The sequence below is a fragment of the Microbacterium testaceum genome (assembly GCF_020781835.1).
GTDB classification, from domain to species: Bacteria; Actinomycetota; Actinomycetes; order Actinomycetales; family Microbacteriaceae; genus Microbacterium; species Microbacterium testaceum_H.
The window spans coordinates 116,867-137,551 of the sequence record NZ_JAJGNJ010000007.1 but is presented as its reverse complement, the minus strand read 5'-3'; the positions used below and the strand labels follow the sequence as shown (position 1 = coordinate 137,551).

Annotated in this window: 19 protein-coding genes; 15 read left to right on the top strand and 4 right to left on the bottom strand. The window is 71.5% G+C overall.

Features of this window, described 5'->3' with window-relative positions; translation table 11 throughout:
• The first annotated feature begins 119 nt into the window (after positions 1 to 119).
• Genes LL239_RS11795 through LL239_RS11785 form a run of 3 tightly spaced genes read left to right on the top strand, consistent with a single transcriptional unit; the run spans position 120 to position 2,227 of the window.
• Complete coding sequence (locus tag LL239_RS11795) at positions 120 to 1,001, top strand: LLM class flavin-dependent oxidoreductase (RefSeq protein WP_228163628.1); 882 nt, start codon at positions 120 to 122, stop codon at positions 999 to 1,001.
• The gene (locus LL239_RS11790) at positions 998 to 1,774 is read left to right on the top strand and encodes an LLM class flavin-dependent oxidoreductase (RefSeq protein ID WP_228163627.1); all 777 of its coding nucleotides are present in this window, start codon (positions 998 to 1,000) and stop codon (positions 1,772 to 1,774) included. The genes LL239_RS11795 and LL239_RS11790 overlap by 4 nt, the downstream gene beginning before the upstream one ends.
• 48 nt (positions 1,775 to 1,822) lie before the next feature.
• Positions 1,823 to 2,227, top strand: coding sequence for a DoxX family protein (locus LL239_RS11785; RefSeq protein WP_228163626.1), 405 nt, complete (start codon positions 1,823 to 1,825; stop codon positions 2,225 to 2,227).
• Positions 2,228 to 2,263: 36 nt separating this feature from the next.
• Here LL239_RS11785 and LL239_RS11780 read toward each other — a convergent pair whose 3' ends face one another.
• Positions 2,264 to 3,925 (bottom strand): RecQ family ATP-dependent DNA helicase, encoded by a 1,662-nt coding sequence (locus LL239_RS11780; protein WP_228163625.1) that lies wholly within the window; start codon positions 3,923 to 3,925, stop codon positions 2,264 to 2,266.
• Positions 3,926 to 4,101: 176 nt separating this feature from the next.
• On the opposite strand from LL239_RS11780, the gene LL239_RS11775 reads away from it, so the two are divergent.
• On the top strand, positions 4,102 to 5,649 hold the full coding sequence (locus LL239_RS11775; RefSeq protein ID WP_228163715.1) for an ATP-dependent DNA ligase: 1,548 nt from the start codon (positions 4,102 to 4,104) through the stop codon (positions 5,647 to 5,649).
• Positions 5,650 to 5,653: 4 nt separating this feature from the next.
• Positions 5,654 to 6,280: a hypothetical protein gene (locus tag LL239_RS11770; RefSeq protein ID WP_228163624.1), complete on the top strand. Its 627-nt coding sequence runs from the start codon at positions 5,654 to 5,656 to the stop codon at positions 6,278 to 6,280.
• Positions 6,281 to 6,323: 43 nt separating this feature from the next.
• Here LL239_RS11770 and LL239_RS11765 read toward each other — a convergent pair whose 3' ends face one another.
• Positions 6,324 to 7,187: an NYN domain-containing protein gene (locus tag LL239_RS11765; protein ID WP_228163623.1), complete on the bottom strand. Its 864-nt coding sequence runs from the start codon at positions 7,185 to 7,187 to the stop codon at positions 6,324 to 6,326.
• Positions 7,188 to 7,228: 41 nt separating this feature from the next.
• Positions 7,229 to 8,212, bottom strand: coding sequence for a Gfo/Idh/MocA family protein (locus LL239_RS11760; RefSeq protein ID WP_228163622.1), 984 nt, complete (start codon positions 8,210 to 8,212; stop codon positions 7,229 to 7,231).
• A gap of 93 nt (positions 8,213 to 8,305) precedes the next feature.
• Between LL239_RS11760 and LL239_RS11755 the strand changes: the two genes are divergently transcribed.
• From LL239_RS11755 to LL239_RS11715, 9 genes are all read left to right on the top strand, one after another.
• A complete protein-coding gene (locus tag LL239_RS11755) occupies positions 8,306 to 9,628 on the top strand; it encodes a M20/M25/M40 family metallo-hydrolase (protein WP_228163621.1) in 1,323 nt (440 codons plus the stop codon).
• A 186-nt stretch (positions 9,629 to 9,814) separates the two neighbouring features.
• Entirely contained in the window at positions 9,815 to 10,849 is a 1,035-nt protein-coding gene (locus tag LL239_RS11750) for a LacI family DNA-binding transcriptional regulator (RefSeq protein ID WP_228163620.1), read from the top strand.
• 313 nt (positions 10,850 to 11,162) lie between these two features.
• Positions 11,163 to 12,266, top strand: a complete 1,104-nt coding sequence (gene chvE / locus LL239_RS11745) for a multiple monosaccharide ABC transporter substrate-binding protein (protein WP_228163714.1) — start codon at positions 11,163 to 11,165, stop codon at positions 12,264 to 12,266.
• Positions 12,267 to 12,408: 142 nt separating this feature from the next.
• The gene (gene mmsA / locus LL239_RS11740; RefSeq protein WP_228163713.1) at positions 12,409 to 13,935 is read left to right on the top strand and encodes a multiple monosaccharide ABC transporter ATP-binding protein; all 1,527 of its coding nucleotides are present in this window, start codon (positions 12,409 to 12,411) and stop codon (positions 13,933 to 13,935) included.
• Positions 13,922 to 15,187 carry a multiple monosaccharide ABC transporter permease gene (gene mmsB / locus LL239_RS11735; RefSeq protein ID WP_228163619.1) on the top strand — a complete coding sequence of 422 codons (1,266 nt, stop codon included), beginning with the start codon at positions 13,922 to 13,924 and terminating at the stop codon, positions 15,185 to 15,187. The genes mmsA and mmsB overlap by 14 nt, the downstream gene beginning before the upstream one ends.
• 71 nt (positions 15,188 to 15,258) lie before the next feature.
• Positions 15,259 to 16,353, top strand: coding sequence for a substrate-binding domain-containing protein (locus tag LL239_RS11730; RefSeq protein ID WP_228163618.1), 1,095 nt, complete (start codon positions 15,259 to 15,261; stop codon positions 16,351 to 16,353).
• An 85-nt stretch (positions 16,354 to 16,438) separates the two neighbouring features.
• Entirely contained in the window at positions 16,439 to 17,746 is a 1,308-nt protein-coding gene (locus LL239_RS11725) for a sensor histidine kinase (protein ID WP_228163617.1), read from the top strand.
• The gene (locus LL239_RS11720; RefSeq protein ID WP_228163616.1) at positions 17,734 to 18,399 is read left to right on the top strand and encodes a LuxR C-terminal-related transcriptional regulator; all 666 of its coding nucleotides are present in this window, start codon (positions 17,734 to 17,736) and stop codon (positions 18,397 to 18,399) included. Before LL239_RS11725 ends, LL239_RS11720 begins: the two co-directional genes overlap by 13 nt.
• On the top strand, positions 18,396 to 19,217 hold the full coding sequence (locus LL239_RS11715; protein WP_228163615.1) for a hypothetical protein: 822 nt from the start codon (positions 18,396 to 18,398) through the stop codon (positions 19,215 to 19,217). The genes LL239_RS11720 and LL239_RS11715 overlap by 4 nt, the downstream gene beginning before the upstream one ends.
• Before the next feature lie 67 nt (positions 19,218 to 19,284).
• On the opposite strand, the gene LL239_RS11710 is transcribed toward LL239_RS11715, so the two are convergent.
• Positions 19,285 to 20,148 (bottom strand): EamA family transporter, encoded by an 864-nt coding sequence (locus LL239_RS11710; RefSeq protein ID WP_228163614.1) that lies wholly within the window; start codon positions 20,146 to 20,148, stop codon positions 19,285 to 19,287.
• 40 nt (positions 20,149 to 20,188) lie between these two features.
• On the opposite strand from LL239_RS11710, the gene LL239_RS11705 reads away from it, so the two are divergent.
• Entirely contained in the window at positions 20,189 to 20,683 is a 495-nt protein-coding gene (locus LL239_RS11705) for a MarR family winged helix-turn-helix transcriptional regulator (RefSeq protein WP_228163613.1), read from the top strand.
• Positions 20,684 to 20,685: the final 2 nt, after the last annotated feature.

The following is a 20,685-nucleotide window of genomic DNA, read 5'->3' as shown; positions in this document are numbered from 1 at the left end:
GGACGTAGAGGCTGCCGACGCCGACTTCTCCGGAGTTCGGCACGCGCCGGACCACGTGCATCGGCGCCCGCGTCGTTGCGGCTGCCCTCGATGTCGGCGGGGCACGGCAGAGTAGGGGCATGAGTCGCGTCGGCACGATCTTCAGCCCGTATCCGCACCCGCCCGAGGAACTGCGCGAGGCCGCGCGCGTGGCCGAGGGGGAGGGGGTGCCCGAGCTGTGGCTGTGGGAGGACTGCTTCCGGTCGTCGGCGTGGGCTGCCGCTGCGGTGGCGCTCGCTGCGACCGACCACGTGCGCGTGGGCGTCGGCATCGCCCCGTTGCCGCTGCGCAACGTGGCCGCGTCGGCGATGGAGGTCGCCACGCTCGCGCGCATGTTCCCCGGGCGCCTGCTGCCCGGATTCGGGCACGGCGTGCAGGACTGGATGCGGCAGGTCGGCGCCAAGGCCGCGTCGCCGCTGACGCTGATGCAGGAGCAGCTGCCGGCCCTGCGTGCACTGCTGGCCGGCGAATCCGTGAGCACCGAGGGGCGCTACGTGCGGCTGCGCGAGGTGTCGCTCGACTGGCCGCCGGCCGTCGTGCCTCGGGTGTACGCGGCGGCCGAGGGTCCGAAGACGCTGCACCTGGCGGGTGGCGTCGCCGACGGTGTGATCCTCGACAGCCGCCACACGGTCGACGAGGTCGCCGAGGCCGTGCGAACCGTGCGCGCCGGTCGGGCCGCTGCCGGACGAGAGGGCAGCCCCGACGTCGTCGCGTACGTCCTGACCGCCTTCGGCCCCGGCGGGCCCGAACGGGTCGCCGCGGCGCTGGAGGACCGGCCGGATGCCGCCGATCGCGCGCTGACGGGATCGGTCGCCGAGGTCGCCGAGGGCGTCGCGCGTTTCCAGGCCGCCGGAGTGGACGACGTGGTGCTCCTGCCCACGGACGATGTCGACCTGCACGCGTTCTTCTCGGCGGTCGGCCAGGTCGCCGCCGAGATCCCCGCCGGGGGAGGGGTCTCATGAGCCGCGGCACCGTCTCGATCGGCCTCGCGGGGTCGCTCGGTCCCGACGCCGTCGCGCAGATCGCACCGTCCGTGGAAGCGGCGGGTTTCCATACGCTGTGGATCAACGACACGCCCGACGGCGACGCGCTCGCGGCTCTGGCCGCCGCAGCGGGTGTGACGTCGACGCTGCGCCTGGCAACGGGCGTCATCCCTGTGGATCGCCGCCCGGCGAGCGAGATCGCCGCGGAGGTGGCATCCCTCGCCGTGCCCCTCGACCGGCTCACCGTCGGCATCGGGTCGGGCATGGCGAAAGCGGGGGCGCTCGCGCGCGTGCGCGACGCGATCGCGGTGCTGCACGACGCGGGCGTCCCGCGGGTACTCGTGGGGGCGCTGGGCCCGAAGATGCGTCGACTCGGCGCTGCACGGGCCGAGGGGGTGCTGCTGAACTGGGTGCCGCCGACGGAGGCAGCGGCTCAGGCCGAGGCGCTGCACGGGGTCGACGCCGACAGCCACGTCGCGGTCTACGTGCGCACGGCGATCGTCGACGCCGCACGCGAGAGGCTCGCTGCCGAAACCGCCCGGTACGCCTCGTTCCCGAACTACGCCGCGAACTTCGCGCGGATGGGGGTGGATGCCGCCGACACGACGATCCGCGACGTCACCGAGCTGGGCGATGCGCTGGAGGCGTACACGGCGGCCGTCGACGAGGTCGTCCTGCGCGCGATCGTCCCGGACGACACGGCTGCGGCGTACATCGAGTTCGTGCGACGAACCGGTCCGACACCGCTGTGATGGGGGCCGACGGCCCCCGGCCGTCGGCCCGCCTGGCAGACTGACCGGATGCCACGACGTCGAGGTCTCTCCGTCCGTTCCGTCGCGCGCGGGGTGCTGGCGCTGCTGCTGGTCGGCGCCGGCGTCAGCCACGTGACGTGGGGCCGCCGCGGGTACCGCATCGTCGTCCCGGACTGGGCGACGCGGCTGCTGCGCACCGACAAGGACGCCATCGTCGTGGCGTCCGGGGCCGCCGAAGTGCTGCTCGGCTTCGCACTCGTCGCGCTGCCGAGGGAGCGGCGACGCGTCGGGGCTGCGATCGGCGCGTTCTTCGTCGCGGTGTTCCCGGGCAACGTGCACCAGTGGCGCACCGGTCGGGCGGCTCCCGGCTTGCGCACCGACCGCGCGAGGTTCGGTCGGCTGTTCCTGCAGGCGCCGCTCGTCGCCTGGGCGTGGTGGTCGACGCGCGAGTGACCTGAGGAAGCCGGGTGTCGCCGGATGCCCGCTCCGCTACGCGGCGTCTCCGAGCTCGAGGATGCCGCTGTCGAATGCCGCGCGCGCCAGCACTTTGTAGCCGTGGTCCGGGAAGAACACGGTGAGGCGGTCGTCTTCGACGGCCATGACCGTGCCGGCTCCCCACTCGTGGTGCTCCACGACGGAGTCGACGCGCAGCCGGTCATCCTCGGGTCCTGCCGCGCGCTCGGCGGCGGCATCTCCGGCTCCGGGGGCGGCCGCGGCGTCGCACCGGTCGCAGGCGCCGCAGTGCTCGGCCGCCTCGACCCCGAAGTACTCCAGCAGAGCACGGCGCCGACACTGGAGGGTCTCGGCGTAGCCGCGCATGATCTCGATGCGCGAGGCGCGGATCCTCTCCTCCGCGTCGTCGCGTTCGCGGACGGCGGCGACGGCGTCTCCGGCTGACGCGCGCGATGACGTCGAGACCCCGTGCGGGCCGGACACGGCGAGTCCGCAGGCCACCAGCTGGGTGAGCACCCGTCCGATCGCACGGGTCGAGCGGCCGCCGGTTTCGGCGAGGTCCTTCGCCTTCAGCGGCGCGTCGCTGCGAAGCAGCGCATCCCAAACGCCGGCGACGTCCGCGCGCCTGCTGCGACCGCCCGCGAAGAACGAGCGGAGCGAGAAGTCCTCAGCGCGATAGTGCAACACGGCGCGGGCGGGCTGACCGTCCCGAGCGGCTCGGCCGATCTCCTGCGCGTAGGCATCCAGAGACTCCGTGACATCCGCGTGCACGACCCGTCGCACGTCCGCCTTGTCCACGCCCATGCCGAACGCCGATGTCGCGACGACGACGTCCAGCTCGCCCGCGCTCCACGCGGCGTGCACCTCGTCTCGCCTCCTCTGCGCCATGCCGCCGTGGTACGCGGCGGCGCGACGCCCGCGCTCGGCGAGTTCCGCGGCGTAGGCGTCGGTCTCCTTGCGCGTGGCGACGTACAGCAGCGTCGGGCCGTCGGCATCCACCACGTCCTCGAGCACGGCTCGGCGCTTGTCGGCGTCGTGCTCGTGGCGACGGACGGACAGGTGGATCTCGGGCCGGTCCATGCCGCGCACCTCGAGGTGCGGATCGCGCATCCCGAGACTCGCGACGATGTCGTCACGGACGGGACCGGATGCCGTGGCGGTCAGCGCCAGCACGGGAGGGTGCCCCAGCGCGTCGACGGCGTCGCCGATCCGCGCGTACTCCGGGCGGAAGTCGAACCCCCACGCGGACACGCAGTGGGCCTCGTCGACGACGACGAGGCGGACATCGGCCTTCTTCACGCGCTCGAAGACCTCGGGGTTGGCGAGCTGTTCGGGGGCGAGGAAGGCGTAGACCGGCTCGCCGCTCTCGATCGCGGCCCACGCGGCGGCGCGCGCCCGGGCTCCCGTGCGCGAGTTCAGGGCCACCGCCGCGGGAGCGTCGGGGGCGGCGTCGATCGACGCGATCTGGTCGCGCTGCAACGCCAACAGCGGTGAGATCACCACCGTCACTCCCCCCAGTTCGTACCCGGCGATCTGGTAGACGGCCGACTTGCCCGCGCCCGTGGGGAAGACGACGAGGGTGTCGCGCCCGGCGACGACGGCGTCGATCGCTTCGGCCTGCCCCGGGAGCAGGGCGTCCCATCCGAAGGCCTCGCGGGCGGTGCGGGCGGACTGTTCGGCGGTGGCGGGAGCGTTCACGGGACCTCGTTCCTGGGGAAGACTTCCAGCACACGACACCGTCATCGCCGGCATGCGGGGGTTGCGGAGCGGGGGCGCCGTGTGGTCACGGCGTGCCGCGGCGGAGCGCCGTGGCATTCGAGATCGCCGGGCGCAAGCGGGCCGACGATGTCGGAAGGGGATGCCAGGATGCCGACATGCTCTTCGGTGATCTGCAAGTCGCGCTCGCGTCGGTGGCCGCCACCCGCTCGCGCCTGGCGAAGGTGGACGCGCTCGCCGACGTGCTCGGCCGATTGAGCGCCGACGAGATCGTTCCGGCAGTGGGGCTGCTGACGGCCGCGCCGCGCCAGGGGCGTCTCGGCGTCGGCTGGCGCACGCTCGCGGCGCGCGGCGGGACGCACGCCGACTCCATGACCTTGAGCGTCGCCGACGTCGACGCGGCGTTCTCGCGCCTGATCGAGATCTCCGGAGGCGGCTCGGCGGCGGCGCGCGTGGCGGTGCTCGACGACCTCGCCGCGCGCGCGACGGCCGACGAGTGGGGCCTTCTGGTGCGCATCATGACCGGCGAACTGCGCACCGGGGCGCTCGAGGGCGTGCTGCTGGACGCCGTGGCCCGGGCTGGGGGGCGCGACGGAACGCTCGTCCGACGCGCGGCGATGCTCTCGGGAGATCTGGGCGAGACCGCGGCGGTGGCTCTCACCGGTACGGCCGAGCAGCTGGCATCCGTCGGTCTGGTCGTCGGCAGGGGAGTGCAGCCCATGCTGGCCTCGACCGCCGCCTCCGTCGCGGACGCGCTCGCGATCGCGGGCCCGGCATCGGTCGAGTACAAGCTCGACGGGGCGCGCGTCCAGGTGCACCGGCGCGGTGACGACGTGCGGGTGTTCACGCGCACGCTCGCGGATGTGACGCACCGGGTGCCCGAGATCGTCGAGGCGGTCCGGGCGTTGCCCGTGGCCGACGTGATCCTCGACGGCGAGACGCTGTCGCTCGACGACGACGGGGCGCCGCGGCCGTTCCAGGACACGATGGCCCGCTTCGGGGCCGAGACGGCGCGCGCGATCGCGCTGCGTCCGTGGTTCTTCGACGTCCTGCACGTCGACGGTCGCGACATGATCGACGAGCCGTTGGCGGTGCGCCGCGCAGAGTTGGACCGCATCGCCCCCGAGTTGCGGATCCCCTCGATCGTGACGGAAGACCCCCTCGAGGCGGAGGAGTTCTCTCGGGGCGCCCTTCGTGCCGGTCACGAAGGGGTCATGGTGAAGGGCGTCGACGCCCCCTACACGGCAGGGCGCCGGGGGAAGAGCTGGCTCAAGGTCAAGCCCGTGCACACGTTCGATCTCGTCGTGCTCGGCGTCGAAGGCGGGTCCGGACGCCGCGCGGGCTGGCTCTCGAACCTCCATCTGGGCGCGCGGGACCCCGAAGGGACCTTCGGCGAGCCCGGCGGTTTCGTCATGGTGGGAAAGACGTTCAAGGGGCTGACCGACGAGCTGCTGCGGTGGCAGACGGCGCACTTCACGGAGCGCGGCATCGGCGCGATTCCGGGCGGCATCCGCGTCGCTCCCGACACGGTGGTCGAGATCGCCATCGACGGCGTGCAACGGTCGACGCGCTACCCCGGCGGGGTCGCCCTGCGCTTCGCCCGCGTGAAGGCCTACCGCCCCGACAAACCGGCGAACGAGGCCGACACGATCGACACACTGCGCGACCTCCTGCGCGGCGCCGACGTGATGCCCGAGGAAGGATGACCCGATGAGCCGTGTCCCCTGGTTGGACGGAGAGCTGGAGTACCGCAGCTTCGGGACGCCCGGTGCGCCGCGCGCCGTGCTCGTTCTGCGCACCGGAGACGTCTCGACGATCGACCCGGACGTGCGCGTGACGTCGGGCTACGACGTGCGGATTGTCGCGGTCGGCCTGGACGCCCCCGAGCTCGACGACCCGCCCGCCTTCGGCGGGCAGACCCCCGCAGGTCTCACGGTCGGCGCGCTGCGCGACCTGCTCGCGCGCGAAGCGCCCGACGCGACGGTGGGTCTCGTCGGCGAACGCTCGGCCGGACCGATCGCGATCCACCTCGCTGCCGCGATGGGTGCGGTCGTCGACCGGCTCGCGATCGTGGGCGTCGAGAGCCCGTCAGATCCGCTGAGTCGAGACCTGCACACCCCTCTGCTCGACGGGGTGGTCGCCGACACGCTCGTCGTCGTCGGCGGCGACGGCCCGGCCGGTGCCCACGACGCGGAGTGGTACGCCCGGCGCATTCCGCGCGCTCGGGTCGAAGTGATCGACGCCGATGACCTCGACACGATCAACTCTCACGTGACGCTTTCGGCGGTGTGGGGCAGCGTCCTCGCGCACGTTGCTCCCGGCGCCGAGCGCCGCTGACCTGGATCCCCCACCGACCGGATGGGTATCGGCGGAGGGCCCGTCAGGCAGCGCGCGCGACCGCCCGCACCTGCACGATGTTGGAGTCCTCGTCGACCTCGACCTGCTCGGTCTGGGCCTTCAGGAAGTCGGAGAAACTGCGGAATCCGAGAGCCTTCTCGCTGAACGAAGGGTCGAGCCGCTTCATCAGGTCTTTGACCGCCGACGCGTGCAGCCACTCGCCGTCGGCGCGCTCGCCCTCGAGCTGCATAGCTCGTTCGAGCAGGTTCACTGCGGGGTCCTGCGACCGCTTGCGGGCTCGCGGCCGCGTGGGTGCGGACTCCTTTTTCGTGTCGGCGAGCTTCGGGATGCCGGGGAGGGCGTCGTAGTTGTCGAAACGGTCGCACGCCGAGGCGAGGGACTTCGCCGTCGACCCGGCGACCCCGACGCCCACCACGTAGCGACCCAGGCGCTTGCACCGCTGAGCCAGCGGCACGTAGTCACTGTCACCGGCGACGATCACCACATGCGACAGGTCGGGCAGGCGGAACATGTCCTCGACGGCATCCACCGCGAGGCGGATGTCCGCGCCGTTCTTGGCGTATGCCGCAGCGGGAAACAGCTGCACGAGGTCGACGGCGCGGGCCACGAGTTGCGACCGATACTCGGAGTTAACGGGCGCCGACCAGTCCGCATACGCGCGCGTGAGCACCAGCGTGCCGAACGAGGCCGCGTAGTCGATGATCGCGCCGACGTCGATCGTCGCCTTCGTGAGTCGCTCGGCGATCTCGGGGTCCATCGGGTTCTCGGCGATCTTCTGCCGGTCCCGCGAGTAGGCGTTGCGACCGTGCACACGGTCGTACCAGGACATCACGATGTTGTCGAAGTCGAGATAGACGGCGACACGGGCGGTCTGGGTATCCGGCATGCCTCCAGTCTCTCGCGCGGGGCGTCCCGCGGGTAGCCCGCTCAGCGCTCCGAGGGATAGACGACACCGATCTGTCGGCGGACCTCGTCGAGCACGCCCATGATCGCCACGGTGTCCTCGATCGACAGCACGTCGCTCGAGGTCGCGCCCTCGGCCGCCAGACGTTCGGCCGCGAGAGCCTGGTACTGCATGCCGCGACCGTCGACGGCACCGTCGAACTCTTCGAGGACGCTGCCGTCGGGGCCGACGACGCGGAAGGTCGTCGGGGTGTACCAGACCCGGTCAATCTCGATCCGTGCCTCGGTGCCGACGATCTGCGCGACGTTCGCCCCCGCAGCCCGCGACGACGACACGGTGGTCGACAGGGCGCCGCCGGGGTGCGCGAACACCGTGGCGACCTCGGCGTCGCTGCCGGCATCCGAGAGGCGCGCGAACGCCGTGATGCGCTCCGGCACGCCGAGGATGTCCACCGCGAACGAGATGGGGTAGATCCCCAGGTCGAGCAGTGCGCCTCCGCCGAGTTCGAGGGCGTTGAGCCGGTGCCGAGGGTCGGTGGAGATCCTCTGGGTGTGGTCGACCGAGACCACGCGGATCTCGCCCAGTGTGCCGGCGGCGAGGATCTCGCGGATGCGCACCATGTGCGGCAGGTAACGCGTCCACATGGCCTCCATGGCCAGCAGCCCCTTCTCGGCCGCGCGGTCGCGGATGGCCGCGGCCTCGTCGGCGTTGAGGGTGAACGGCTTCTCGACGAGGACGTGCTTGCCGTGATCGAGCGCGAGCAGCGCGTTGTTCACGTGCCCGGGGTGGGGGGTGGCGATGTACACGATGTCGACGTCGGGGTCGGCCACCAGGTCCTCGTACGAGCCGTGGGCGTGCGGGATGTCGTACTCGTCGGCGAACGCCCGAGCGTTCTCGATCGAGCGCGACCCGACCGCGGTGACGTCAAGGCCCGCGGTGCGCAGGTCGGAGGTGAAGGCGTGCGCGATGCCGCCCGTTGCGAGGATGCCCCAGTGCAGTCCGGTCATGGCTCCACCGTATCGGCGCGGGTGGGGTCCGCGGCCACACCGGACGCCGCGCGAAGCGAAAGGGACGGATGCTGTGCCGCGTAGGCTCGCGTCATGACGCCCGTCGAGCGATTCCGCGAGCTTCTGGCCATCCCGACCGTGTCGCACGTCGACCCGTCGCGTACCGACACGGCGCGTTTCGCAGACTTCCGCGCCGCGTTGGAGCGCCTGTACCCGCTCGTCCACACGCATCTGGAGCGGGAGATCGTCGCAGGGCACGCGCTGCTGTACCGGTGGAGGGGCGGTTCCGGCGCCGAGCCCCTGGTGCTGCTGGCCCATCAGGACGTCGTCGACACCACCGGTCAGCCCTGGACGCGGGATCCGTTCGCCGCCACCGTGGAGGGGACGGGCGCCGATGCGACGCTGTACGCCCGCGGCGCGATCGACGACAAGGGCGCGCTCGTCGCGATCCTCGAGGCCGTCGAGCAGGCTCTGGCCGAGGGGGTCGTTCCGCGCGCCGACGTGTGGCTCGCGTTCGGCCACGACGAGGAGACGCTCGGCGAGGGCGCCCGGGCGATGGCGGCGGTCCTCGCCGAGCGCGGCGTGCGACCCGCCCTCGTGCTCGACGAGGGCGGCGCCGTCGTCGAGGGCGCGCTGCCCGGCGTCGCGGCGCCGACGGCGATGATCGGCGTCGCCGAGCGCGGCACGGCCACCTTCGAGCTCATCGCGCGCGAAGCGGGGGGCCACGCCTCCACACCGCCGCGTTTCCCCGCCACGGCGCGCCTGGCCCGCGCGATCGAACGCGTACGCCGGAGACCGTTCCGGCGTCGCCTCGTCCCGCCGGTGCACGCGATGCTCGCGACCGCCGCCGGCCACGCGCCCGAGCCCCTGCGCACGGTGTTCCGCCGCGCGGAGGTGACGGCCCCGGTGCTCACCGCCGCGTTCGCCCTGCTCGGTCCCGAGACCAACGCCCTCGTCCGCACGACCGCCGTGGTCACGCGCCTCGAGGGGTCGCCGGGCGACAACGTCCTGGCGACGACCGCCCGCGCGACGGTCAACGTGCGGCTGCTCACGGGCGACACGGTGTCGGATGCCGCGATCCACCTGCGCCGCGCCGTCTCCGATCCGGACATCGACATCCAGTTGCGCCACGGGGGCGACCCGTCGCCGGTGTCGCCGTGGCAGGGACCGGCGTGGCGACGTCTGGCGGCGGCGGTCGGAGAGACGCTCGGCGACGACGTCGTGACGCTGCCATACCTGCAGCTCGGGGCGAGCGACAGTCGGTTCTACACCGGTCTCACCGACCACGTCTACCGGTTCACCCCGTTCCACCTCGCACGGGCCGAACGCGACGCGCTGCACGGGCCCGACGAGCGCATCCGCGTGGAGGTGTGGCTGCGCGGCATCCGCTTCTACCGCGCCCTGCTGGCATCCTGACCCTCCGACGTGGCACGTCGTCCCCCGGTTCCCGTCTCGGCGAGGGACGGCGGGCCGCGGGCGACGGACGGCGGCTACACACGGCGGACGCGGCCTCGGGACGGGTGCGCGGCTGGCGGCACGGCGCTTCGGCTATTCTCTTGTGACCGGTCACGACGCGATCGGCGACGCGAAGAAGCGAGATCCATGAGCGAGACCGACATCCCGGATGCCGCGACCAGGGCTCCGAGTATTCGCGACGTCGCACGCCTGGCCGGGGTGTCGTACCAGACCGTCTCCCGCGTCATCAACAATAGTCCTCAGCTGCGCCCCGAGACGGCGGCCCGGGTGCGCCAAGCGATCGCGGAGCTGAAGTTCGTGCCGAATCAGGCGGCCCGTGCTCTGGCCACCAGCCGTACCCGTCTCATCGGCGTGCTGGGGCCGCGCACGACGACCCACGGCGTCTCCGCGATGGTGCAGGCGGTGGAGTCGGCGGCCCGCCGGGCCGGCTACCGACTGACCCTGACGAACCTCGGCACCAGTGCCCCCGACGATGTGCGGGCATCGATCGACCACCTCGTCGCGCAGTCCATCGAGGGGCTCATCGCCGTCGCGCCGCAGACCCGGGTCGTGCCCATCCTCGACGAGATGAAGCTGCCCGTGCCCGTGCGCATCGTCTCGTCGACGGGACCGGCGACCCCGACCGCGACATTCAACGACCAGGTCGCGGGGGCCCGCGCCGCCGTCCGGCACCTCGTCGAACTCGGGCACTCCCGCATCCTGCACATCGCGGGTCCGCGCGACTGGATCGAAGCCGACCACCGCATGCGCGGCTACCTCGCGGAGATGGACGCGCAGGACCTCGCACCGCGCCCCCCGGTGCTGGGGGACTGGACGGCGCAGTTCGGGTTCGAAGCGGGCCTCGAGCTCCTGCGCACGGAGGATGCGACGGCGGTCTTCGCGGGCAATGATCACATGGCTCTGGGGTTCATGCACGCGGTGCGGGCCATCGGCAGATCGGTTCCCGAGGACATTTCGGTGGTCGGCTTCGACGATGTCCCGGAGGCCGCGCACCTGTGGCCGCCGCTGACGACGGTGCGCCAGGACTTCACCGGCATCGGTCAGCGTGCCGTCTGGGATCTGTTCGCTGACCTGGGAGTCTCGCACGACGGTGAGCCCATGCCCGAGCCCGACCACCTTCGCTTGATCGTGCGGTCCTCCACCGCGCCGCCGAGTCGCTGATCACGTCACGGTTTGGCAACGGCTGGTCGCTGAACGCAGGGGGACTTGACAGCGGCGGCGCGGAGCGATGTACCATCGCACACACAATGTGAACGGTCACATAACCGCCACACAACGCCGACGGGACTCGCTGCGGAGCGACTCCGTCGAGACGAAGACGTTTCGAACGATGCGCTACCCCGCTTCGCCCGGCCGGCCTCGTTTCGCCCCGACGGACGCGTGCCGGCGTGCCGTCCGCGCTGCAGCGGTGGCTCCGTGCGGAGAGGCCGTGACATCCAACCCAACGAAGGGAACCAGAGTGAAGAAGCACAGCATGCTCAAGGCGGTCGCGGGAGCGGGCGTCCTCGCGCTCGGCATCGGTCTCGCGGGCTGCTCGGGCGACCGCACCGGCGGCGGTAGCGGCGACTCGGACGAGGCCGGCGGCATCATCGGCGTCGCGATGCCCACCCAGCAGTCGGAGCGGTGGATCGCCGACGGCGACAACGTCAAGTCGCAGCTGGAGGAGCTCGGCTACGAGGTCGACCTGCAGTACGCCAACGACGACATCCCCACCCAGGTCTCGCAGATCGAGAACATGATCACCTCGGGCGCCAAGGCCCTGATCATCGCCTCGATCGACGGCACCACCCTCACCGACGTGCTGCAGCAGGCCGCCGATGCGGAGATCCCGGTCATCGCATACGACCGCCTCATCAACGGCACCGAGAACGTCGACTACTACACCACGTTCGACAACTTCCAGGTGGGCGTGCAGCAGGCGACGTCGCTGCTCACGGGCCTGGGCATCCTCGATGCCGAGGGCAACGAGACCGGCGCGACCGGTCCGTTCAACGTCGAGCTGTTCGCCGGTAGCCCCGACGACAACAACGCCACGTTCTTCTGGAACGGCGCCATGGAGACCCTCCAGCCCTACATCGACTCGGGCGTCATCACGGTCCCGTCGGGCCAGACGGACTTCGGTCAGGCCGCGATCCTGCGCTGGCTGCCCGAGACCGCGCAGGAGCGCATGGAGAACATCCTCACGGTCATCGGCGACACCAAGCTCGACGGTGTGCTCTCGCCGTACGACGGCCTGTCGATCGGCATCATCTCGGCCCTGACCTCGGGCGGCTACGCGGCCGACGCGCTGCCGGTCATCACCGGTCAGGACGCCGAGGTCGGCTCGATCAAGTCGATCATCGCCGGTGAGCAGTACTCGACGATCTTCAAGGACACGCGTGAGCTGGCCAAGCAGGCCGTGACCATGGTCGACGAGATCCGCAAGGGCGAGGAGCCCGAGGTCAACGACACCGAGACGTACGACAACGGCGAGAAGGTCGTCCCCTCGTACCTGCTCGAGTCGACGATCGTCACGAAGGACAACTACGAAGAGGTCCTCGTCGACAGCGGCTACTACAGCGCCGACGACCTGAAGTGATCCCCGCGGGAGGGTCTCGGCCCTCCCGCATCGCCTCCGCCGCGACCGCCCGCTCGGTCGCGGCGGAGGCCCCTGTTCCCTCATCCCCAACCGGCCTGCGAGCCGGTCCTGCAAGGAGGACCTCGTGAGCACCATCCTCGAGATGCGCTCGATCACCAAGGAGTTCCCCGGCGTCATCGCCCTGGCGGACGTGTCGCTGACCGTCGACCGCGGAACGGTGCACGCCATCTGCGGCGAGAACGGCGCCGGGAAGTCCACTCTCATGAAGGTGCTCAGCGGCGTCTATCCCGCGGGCGACTACCGCGGTGAGATCGTCTTCGACGGCAAGACCGTCGAGTTCAAGGACATCCGCGACAGCGAAGCGGCCGGCATCGTCATCATCCACCAGGAGCTGGCCCTCAGCCCCTACCTCTCGATCGCGGAGAACATCTTCCTCGGCAACGAGATCACCCACCGCGGCCTCATCGACTGGGATGCCACCAACCGCGAGGCATCCAAGCTCCTGGCCCGCGTGGGTCTGGGCGACAGCCCCGACGTGCCGGTCAACGAGATCGGCGTGGGCAAGCAGCAGCTCGTCGAGATCGCCAAGGCGCTGTCGAAGGACGTCAAGCTCCTCATCCTCGACGAGCCCACGGCCGCGCTCAACGACGACGACTCCGAACACCTGCTCGACCTGATCCGCCACCTCAAGGGGCAGGGGATCACGTCGATCATCATCAGCCACAAGCTCAACGAGATCCGCGCGATCGCCGATGAGGTCACCATCATCCGCGACGGTCGCACCATCGAGACGCTGGACGTGGCCACCGGCGGCACGAGCGAGGACCGCATCATCCGCGGCATGGTCGGCCGCGAGCTCGAGAACCGGTACCCGGACCGCGACGTCGAGATCGGCGAAGAGGTGCTGCGCATCGAGGACTGGACGGTGCACCACCCCACGGATGGAAGCCGCGTCGTCATCCACGAGGCGAACCTGAACGTGCGCGCCGGCGAGGTCGTCGGCATCGCCGGCCTCATGGGTGCGGGCCGTACGGAGCTGGCGATGAGCGTGTTCGGCCGGAGCTTCGGCTCGCGCATCTCGGGCAACGTCTACATCCGCGGGCAGAAGGCCGACACGTCCTCGGTGCCCGCGGCGATCCGCAGCGGTCTGGCCTACGTCACGGAGGACCGCAAGGGCGCCGGGCTCAACCTCATCGACACCATCAAGCGCAACATCTCGCTCGCCGGCATGCGAAAGCTCGCCAAGGGCGGATGGGTCGACGGCGACGAGGAATACCTGGTGGCCAACCGGTACCGCAAGTCGATGAACATCAAGGCCCCGACGGTCGATGTCGTCGTCGGCAAGCTCTCCGGCGGCAACCAGCAGAAGGTCGTGCTGTCGCAGTGGCTGTACTCCGACCCCGAGGTGCTGATCCTCGACGAGCCCACCCGCGGTATCGACGTCGGTGCCAAGTACGAGATCTACACGATCATCAATTCCCTCGCGGCGCAGGGCAAGGGGGTGCTCGTGATCTCGTCTGAGCTTCCCGAGCTGCTCGGCATCTGCGATCGCATCTACACCCTCAGCGAGGGTCACATCACCGGCCAGCTGCCCATCGAGCAGGCCACACCCGAGGCCCTCATGGTGCTCATGACGAAGGAGAAGGAAGCCGACCATGTCAGCGCTTAACAACACGGCGACCCAGGCGGGTCCGGGCGGCACGCCGCGTGGACCGGTCGGCGGTGCGGCCAACGGGGGAGTGGGCATCGTCCAGTTCTTCACGTCGCGCCTGCGCGAGATCGGCATCTTCATCGCGCTGATCGTGATCGTGCTGCTGTTCCAAGCCCTCACCGGCGGACGACTGCTCACCGCGGGCAACGTGTCGAACATCATCGTCCAGAACAGCTACATCCTGATCCTCGCGATCGGAATGGTGATGATCATCATCGCCGGGCACATCGACCTGTCGGTCGGCTCGGTGGCGGCGTTCGTCGGCGCCGTCTCGGGCGTGCTCATCGTGCAGTGGGGAATGCCCTGGTGGCTCGGCATCCTGCTCTCCCTCGTGCTCGGCGCGGTGGTCGGCATGTGGCAGGGGTTCTGGGTGGCCTACGTCGGCATCCCGGCGTTCATCGTGACCCTGGCCGGCATGCTCCTGTTCCGCGGTCTCACGCAGATGACGCTCGGCAACACCCAGATCACGCCGTTCCCCACCGAGTACCGTCAGCTCGGCGGCGGCTACCTGTTCCCCGACCTGTTCCCGGCCGCGAGCTCGCCGGCCGAGTGGATCACCGTCGCCCTCGGTGCGCTGACCCTCGTGCTGTTCGTCTTCTCGCAGGTGCGCCAGCGCGCCAAGCGCGCGGCGCTCGAGCTGCAGAACGAGCCCCGCGTGTGGTTCCTGTTCAAGATCATCGGCGGCGGCGCGCTCATCGCGTACCTGACCTACCTCCTGGGCGTCGCGCCCGGTTCGCGCGGAACGCCGATCGTGCTGGTCGTCCTCGCCGTGCTGATCATCGGGTACTCGACGGTCATGAGCCGCAGCGTCTTCGGGCGCCACATCTACGCGATCGGTGGCAACCGCACCGCCGCGAAGCTGTCGGGCATCAACACCCGTCGCGTCGACTTCCTGCTGTTCGTGAACATGGGCGTGCTGGCGGCCCTCGCCGGCATCGTCTTCACGGGCCGTCTGAACTCGGCCGGTCCCGGCGCCGGAAACCTGTTCGAACTGGATGCCATCGCCGCCTCGTTCATCGGTGGTGCCGCCGTCCAGGGTGGTGTCGGCCGCGTGGTCGGCGCGATCGCCGGTGGTCTGGTCATGGGTGTGCTCAACAACGGCATGTCGCTCATGGGCATCTCGACCGACGTGCAGCAGTTCATCAAGGGCCTCGTGCTGCTGCTCGCCGTGGCCTTCGACGTGTGGAACAAGAACCGCAGCCGCGGCTGATCCACCGTCTGCGGACGCCCCGTCGCCTCGTGCGGCGGGGCGTCCGTCGTGTCTGGGGCAGGATGGAACGGGTGACCCCCTGTCGTCCCGCACGCCTCGCCTTCGCGATCCTCGTCGTCGCCGCGATGGCTCTGACCGGCTGCGCTCCCGGCACCGCGCGCACGATCCGGACGAGCGACGGCGCCGGTGTCATCGGCGTGAGCCTTCCCGCCTCCGCCGATCTCGCGTGGACGCGGCTGGGCGACGCGGTCGGTGAGCAACTGCGTGCGCGGGGGTACCGGGTCGACCTGCAGTTCGCCGCGGACGACGCCCGCACGCAGGGGGCGCAGGTGCAGAACATGCTGACCAAGGGCGAGGACGCCGTCGTCCTGGTGCCAGTGGCCGGGGAAGCGCTCGAACGCGCGCGGGAGGCGGCGGCCGCGTCCGCAGTGCCGCTCATCCCCGCGGGCCGCGACGTCGGCGGGGCCGGGGTCGTGATGGCCGCGGACCCCGCCGTCGTCGGTCGAGCGCAGGCCGAGGCCCTGCTCGAAGCGCTCGACGTCGAAACCGCACTCACCCCGCCGACGATCGCCGTCGTCGCGGGTCCCGCCGACGACCCGGAGTCCGCTGCGCGGCACGAGGCCGCCCTCGAGGTGCTCGCACCGGCGGCGGCCTCCGGCTCCGTGCGGATCGTCTCGGGTGCCGATCTTGCGAGCGCCGCGGTGACCGGTGGTGCCGGCGAGGTCGAGAGCGCCGCAGAGGATCGCATCCGGACCCTGCTCGGCGGCTCCGAAGACGAGCCGCCGACGGCGATGCTCGCCCTCGACGACGCGGTCAGCCGCGGCGCAGTGACCGCGGTCACGACGCCTGATCCTCGGGCCACGGCGTCGCCGAGCCCGACGGCATCCCCCGACCCGGCTACGGAGCCCAGCGCGCGCGTGCCCCCCGTCCTGGTCGCATCGGGGGGAGACACCACGACGGTGCGTGCGCTCCGGGACGGTGCCGTCGCGGCGACCGTGTTCGTCGACACCCGCTCGTGGGCCGGCTCGATCGCCGACGCCGTGGCCGCCGCTCTCGCCGGGGACACGCCCGTCCCGAGCCTCGCCCCGACCCCGACCACCGTCGATCGGGATGCCGTGCAGGCGGTGTTCCTCGAGACGGGATGGCTGCGCGCCGAGGATCTCTGACGGCACGGCGCTTTCGGGAAAACCCGAACAAAGCGGCGGGCTGCCCGGCTGACCCCGCGCGCGGCGGCGTCCTACCGTGGGACACATGACCACGGCATCCGTCCTTCCTCCTCCGCCACCGACGCTCCCCGCATCCGCGGGTGCGCTGCCGCACCCCGGCGTGCGGATCTCTTCCCCCGGTCGGGTGGCCGGCGCCATCGCCCAGCTCGCCGCGCTCGGCGTCGTCGGACCAGCCGTCTTCGGCGGCCTCTTCGGTCTGTTCGGCGCGGGCGTGGGCCTGCTGTTCGCGGTCCTGATCGGTGTCGTACTGCTCGCCGGCCTCGTCTACGCCTTGTTCGGCGTCGCATGGTTCGAGCAGGCGCGACTGGACGGCCTCTACGGCTTCGACCTTCCGGCCCTGCGGGTGCGCCGCAGTCCCAAGCCCGGATTCGTCGGCGTGCTGCACACGATCTGGCTGCAGGCGATCGACCCTCGTCAGTGGCGAGCGGTGGCATCCTTCACCGTCTCCACCGTCCTCGGACTGGTCACCCTCGTGCTGGTCGGTGCGGTGTCGTGGGGCCTGGTGCTCCTGGTCAGTCCGATCTTCGGGTGGGCGCACACGCGTCTGTTCGGGCTCGTGCCGCTCGAGGGCATCGGCGCACCCCTCATCGGCGCGCTCGTCGCCGTCGTCGCCACCGGAGCGATCATCGGGCTGGGGCTCCTGCACGGAGTCCTGGCGCGGGCGATCCTCGTGCCGTCCCGCGAGGCGCAGCTGGAGGAGCAGGCGCGCACCTCCGACACGCGACGCGCGGGTGCCGTCCGCGCCGCCGAGGTGGAGCGGACCCGTATCGAGCGCGACCTCCACGACGGCGTCCAGCCGCGTCTCGTCTCGATCGGCATGACGCTGGGGCTGGCGCAGACGAAGATCGACGACGACCCCGAGACGGCGAAGGCCCTCGTCGCCGAGGCGCACGCCTCGACCAAGTCGGCGATCACCGAACTGCGGCAATTGGCGCGTGGCATCCACGCCTCCGTCCTGGAGGATCGGGGACTGGATGCCGCCCTCTCGGCGCTCGCGTCCCGATCGCACATCCCCGTGACCCTCGACGTGCGTCTGCCGCGCCGCTGCAGCCGCCCCGCCGAGGCCGCGGTGTACTTCTCGATCGCGGAGGCACTGACCAACGCGGCCAAGCACTCGAGGGCCGGCGCCTGCCGCGTGGACGTCCGGGTGCGCGACGACGGATCGTTGTGGGCTCGCGTCGAGGACGACGGTCTGGGTGGCGCACGCGTCGTGCCCGGCGGCGGCCTCGACGGCATCGTGAACCGAGTCACGGCAGCCGGGGGAACCGTGCGCATCGACAGTCCGCAGGGCGGCCCGACCGGGGTGGAGGTGACGGTCCCGTGCGCATCGTGATCTGCGAGGACTCCGTCCTGCTGCGCGAGGGGCTCGTTCGGCTGCTCGCCGATGACGGCCACGACGTCGCCGCCGCCCTGTCCGACGCGTCGGGTCTGGAGGCCGCGGTCGCCGAGACCGCCCCCGACCTGTGCATCCTCGACGTGCGTCTGCCACCCACGTGGACCGACGAGGGCATCCGTGCGGCGATCGCGCTGCGCTCGCGGCATCCCGGGCTCGCCGTCCTGGTGCTCTCGCAGTACGTGGAGGAGCGCTATGCGAGCGACCTCATCGCCGACGGGCAGGGCTCGCTCGGCTACCTGTTGAAGGACCGGGTCGCCGACGTGCGCGACTTCCTCGACGCCGTCGCCCGCATCGCCCAGGGCGCAACCGTCCTGGACCCCGAGGTCGTGGGGCAGCTCCTCGCCCGGCGCCGCCGGGACGACCGTCTCCAGGCGCTCACCGAGCGGGAGCGCGCTGTCCTGGCCCTCATCGCCGAGGGGCGGTCGAACCAGGCGATCGCCCAGGCGCTGTTCGTCTCGCCCGCCAGCGTCGAGAAACACATCACCGCGATCTTCACCAAGCTCGGCCTCGAGCAGGACGAAACCGGCAATCGCCGCGTCATCGCCGCCCTGGTCCACCTGGGCCACGACACCCCCGGAGCATCCTCATGACCGTCCAGACCCCGCCCGACCCAACCACGGCCCGCCCGCGGCGTTCGGCCAGCGCGCTCGCGGTCTCGATCCTCACGATCATCGTCGGCGGTTGCGTCATCCTCGGCACGCTCGCCAGCAGCGGCTTCTCGGCCGCCCGGAACGCGAGCGCCGCCGAGGCGGGCGCGCCGCTCCAGCAGAGCGACACGTACGGTGTCCGGCATCTGGACGTCGATGTGACCGGGGGCGCGCTCATGATCGTCTATGCCGATGTCGACGAGGCAGAACTGAGCGGCGACGGAGTGGGCGCCTGGCGGCTCGAACGTCGGGGCAGCACGCTGCACGTGACGACGCCCCGTGGCTCGTTCGCCGACTGGGGCGACGGATCGGAGGCGACCCTCGCGCTCCCGCGTGCGCTCGCCGACCGCGATGTCGATGTCCGCGGGCAACTGACGGGGGGAACTCTCGACCTCGACGGCGACTTCGGCGACGTGGATGTGCAGGTGACCGGCGGCAGCGCGACACTCTCCGGCGCGGTGAGCGCGCTCACCCTCGAGGTCGCGGGCGGCTCCGTCTCGGTCGACGTCGACGGCGCCCGGACGGCGGCGTTCGAAGTGGCGGGGGGTGAGCTGACGGCGTCGTTGACGGGGGCGGCGCCCACACGGACGAGCGTGGAGGTCACGGCGGGCTCGGCCGACATCGCACTCCCCGACGACACCTACCGCTTCACGAGCGAGGGTCCGGGGTCGGTGGACAGCAGCCTGCGGACCTCGCCGACGGCGACGCCCCGCGTCGACGTGCAGGCGACTCTCGGGTCGGTGACGCTGCGCACGACGTGAGGTGACGCCGTGCACCGCCCGAGGGGGGCGAGGCGAGGGCCGGGACGTGGGGGCGTCACGGCCCTCGTCATGTCGTGGCCGTGCGCGTGCGTCGAGGACGTGACACCGCGATGGCCGTGAGCACTGCGCCGATGCCGACGATCTGGCCGAGACCGAGGGACTCGCCGCCGACCGCGATGCCCAGCAGGACACCGGTCACGGGGTTGAGCAGTCCGATCAGTCCGACGGTCCCGGCCGGCAGCAGGCGCAGCCCCGCGAACCAGCACACGAACGCGAGGGCGGTGGCCACGACCGCGATCCCGGCGTAGGCGGCGACGCCGGTGGCATCCACCGTCGGCGGAGCTCCCTCGACGAACGACGCGACCGCAGCCAACGCGATCCCGCCGGCGGTGAGCTGCCAGGACGTCGTCGCGAGCAGGGGCGTGTCGTCGCGCCACCGAGTCGTGAGGATCGCGCCCAGCGACGAGGAGATCAGGGCGACGGCGGATGCCGCAACCCCGGCGGGCGGGACGGCGCCCGCCCCGAGCCCGACGATGAGGATGACCCCGGCGATGCCGAGGACCGACCCCATCGCCCACCGCGTCGTCGGGCGCTGGCGTAGGAGTGGCCACGCGAGACCCGCGAGGACGAGCGGAGCGAGCGCCATGATCGACGCGGCCACCGACGAGGGAAGCAGTTGCGCGGCGACGTACACGAGGACGAAGAAGCCGCCGAAGTTCAGCGCGCCGAGGACCGGCGCCTTCCACCACCATGCGCCGCGCGGCATCCGGCGGGCGAGCAGCCAGAGGAGGACGCCGGCCGGAAGGGCGCGCAGCGCCGCGCCCCACAGTGGGGCGTCGGCGGGCAGCAGGTGCCGGGTGACGACGTACGTCGCGCCCCAGGCGATCGGGGCGACCGCGGTGACGGCGACCGCGCGCCATGTAGTTTCCATGGAAGAGATAATAGCTTCCAAGGAAGATAAAGTGGATGCCATGACCGCACCCGACCGTGTCGACGCCATCGTGGCCCAATGGGAGCGCGAGCGTCCCGACCTCGACGTCTCTCCCATGCAGGTGATCGGGCGTCTTCACCGGCTGGCCGACGCCCTCCGCGAGGAGCTGCTCGCGGTGTACCGCCGCTTCGGGCTCGGCGAGGGGGAGTTCGACCTCCTCGCCGCGCTCCGGCGCACCGGGGAACCGTTCGCCGCCGCCCCCGGCGAGCTCGCCCGGCACACGATGGTGACCACCGGTGCCGTGACCAAGCGCGTCGACCGGTTGGTGGCATCCGGGCTCGTCGCCCGCTCGGGGAGCGCGGACGACGGACGAGGACGCGTCATCCGCCTCACCGACGCCGGGCGTCGCGTGATCGACGAGGCCTATACCGCCCACATCGCGAACGAGGAGCGACTGCTCGCAGCCCTGGCCCCCGCGCAGCGCCGCGCGCTCGAGGCGATGCTGCGGGAGTGGGGCGCGGCGCTGGGCCTGTGAGC

Coding starts and splice junctions, on each gene's coding strand:
- LL239_RS11770 (WP_228163624.1), top strand. CDS start 5,654: ATGAGCCGTGTCCCCTGGTTGGACGGAGAGCTGGAGTACCGCAGCTTC.
- LL239_RS11775 (WP_228163715.1), top strand. CDS start 4,102: ATGCTCTTCGGTGATCTGCAAGTCGCGCTCGCGTCGGTGGCCGCCACC.
- LL239_RS11715 (WP_228163615.1), top strand. CDS start 18,396: ATGACCGTCCAGACCCCGCCCGACCCAACCACGGCCCGCCCGCGGCGT.
- LL239_RS11725 (WP_228163617.1), top strand. CDS start 16,439: ATGACCACGGCATCCGTCCTTCCTCCTCCGCCACCGACGCTCCCCGCA.
- mmsB (WP_228163619.1), top strand. CDS start 13,922: ATGTCAGCGCTTAACAACACGGCGACCCAGGCGGGTCCGGGCGGCACG.
- LL239_RS11760 (WP_228163622.1), bottom strand. CDS start 8,212: ATGACCGGACTGCACTGGGGCATCCTCGCAACGGGCGGCATCGCGCAC.
- LL239_RS11790 (WP_228163627.1), top strand. CDS start 998: ATGAGCCGCGGCACCGTCTCGATCGGCCTCGCGGGGTCGCTCGGTCCC.
- mmsA (WP_228163713.1), top strand. CDS start 12,409: ATGCGCTCGATCACCAAGGAGTTCCCCGGCGTCATCGCCCTGGCGGAC.
- LL239_RS11710 (WP_228163614.1), bottom strand. CDS start 20,148: ATGGAAACTACATGGCGCGCGGTCGCCGTCACCGCGGTCGCCCCGATC.
- LL239_RS11795 (WP_228163628.1), top strand. CDS start 120: ATGAGTCGCGTCGGCACGATCTTCAGCCCGTATCCGCACCCGCCCGAG.
- LL239_RS11765 (WP_228163623.1), bottom strand. CDS start 7,187: ATGCCGGATACCCAGACCGCCCGTGTCGCCGTCTATCTCGACTTCGAC.
- LL239_RS11785 (WP_228163626.1), top strand. CDS start 1,823: ATGCCACGACGTCGAGGTCTCTCCGTCCGTTCCGTCGCGCGCGGGGTG.
- LL239_RS11705 (WP_228163613.1), top strand. CDS start 20,189: ATGACCGCACCCGACCGTGTCGACGCCATCGTGGCCCAATGGGAGCGC.
- LL239_RS11755 (WP_228163621.1), top strand. CDS start 8,306: ATGACGCCCGTCGAGCGATTCCGCGAGCTTCTGGCCATCCCGACCGTG.
- chvE (WP_228163714.1), top strand. CDS start 11,163: ATGCTCAAGGCGGTCGCGGGAGCGGGCGTCCTCGCGCTCGGCATCGGT.
- LL239_RS11750 (WP_228163620.1), top strand. CDS start 9,815: ATGAGCGAGACCGACATCCCGGATGCCGCGACCAGGGCTCCGAGTATT.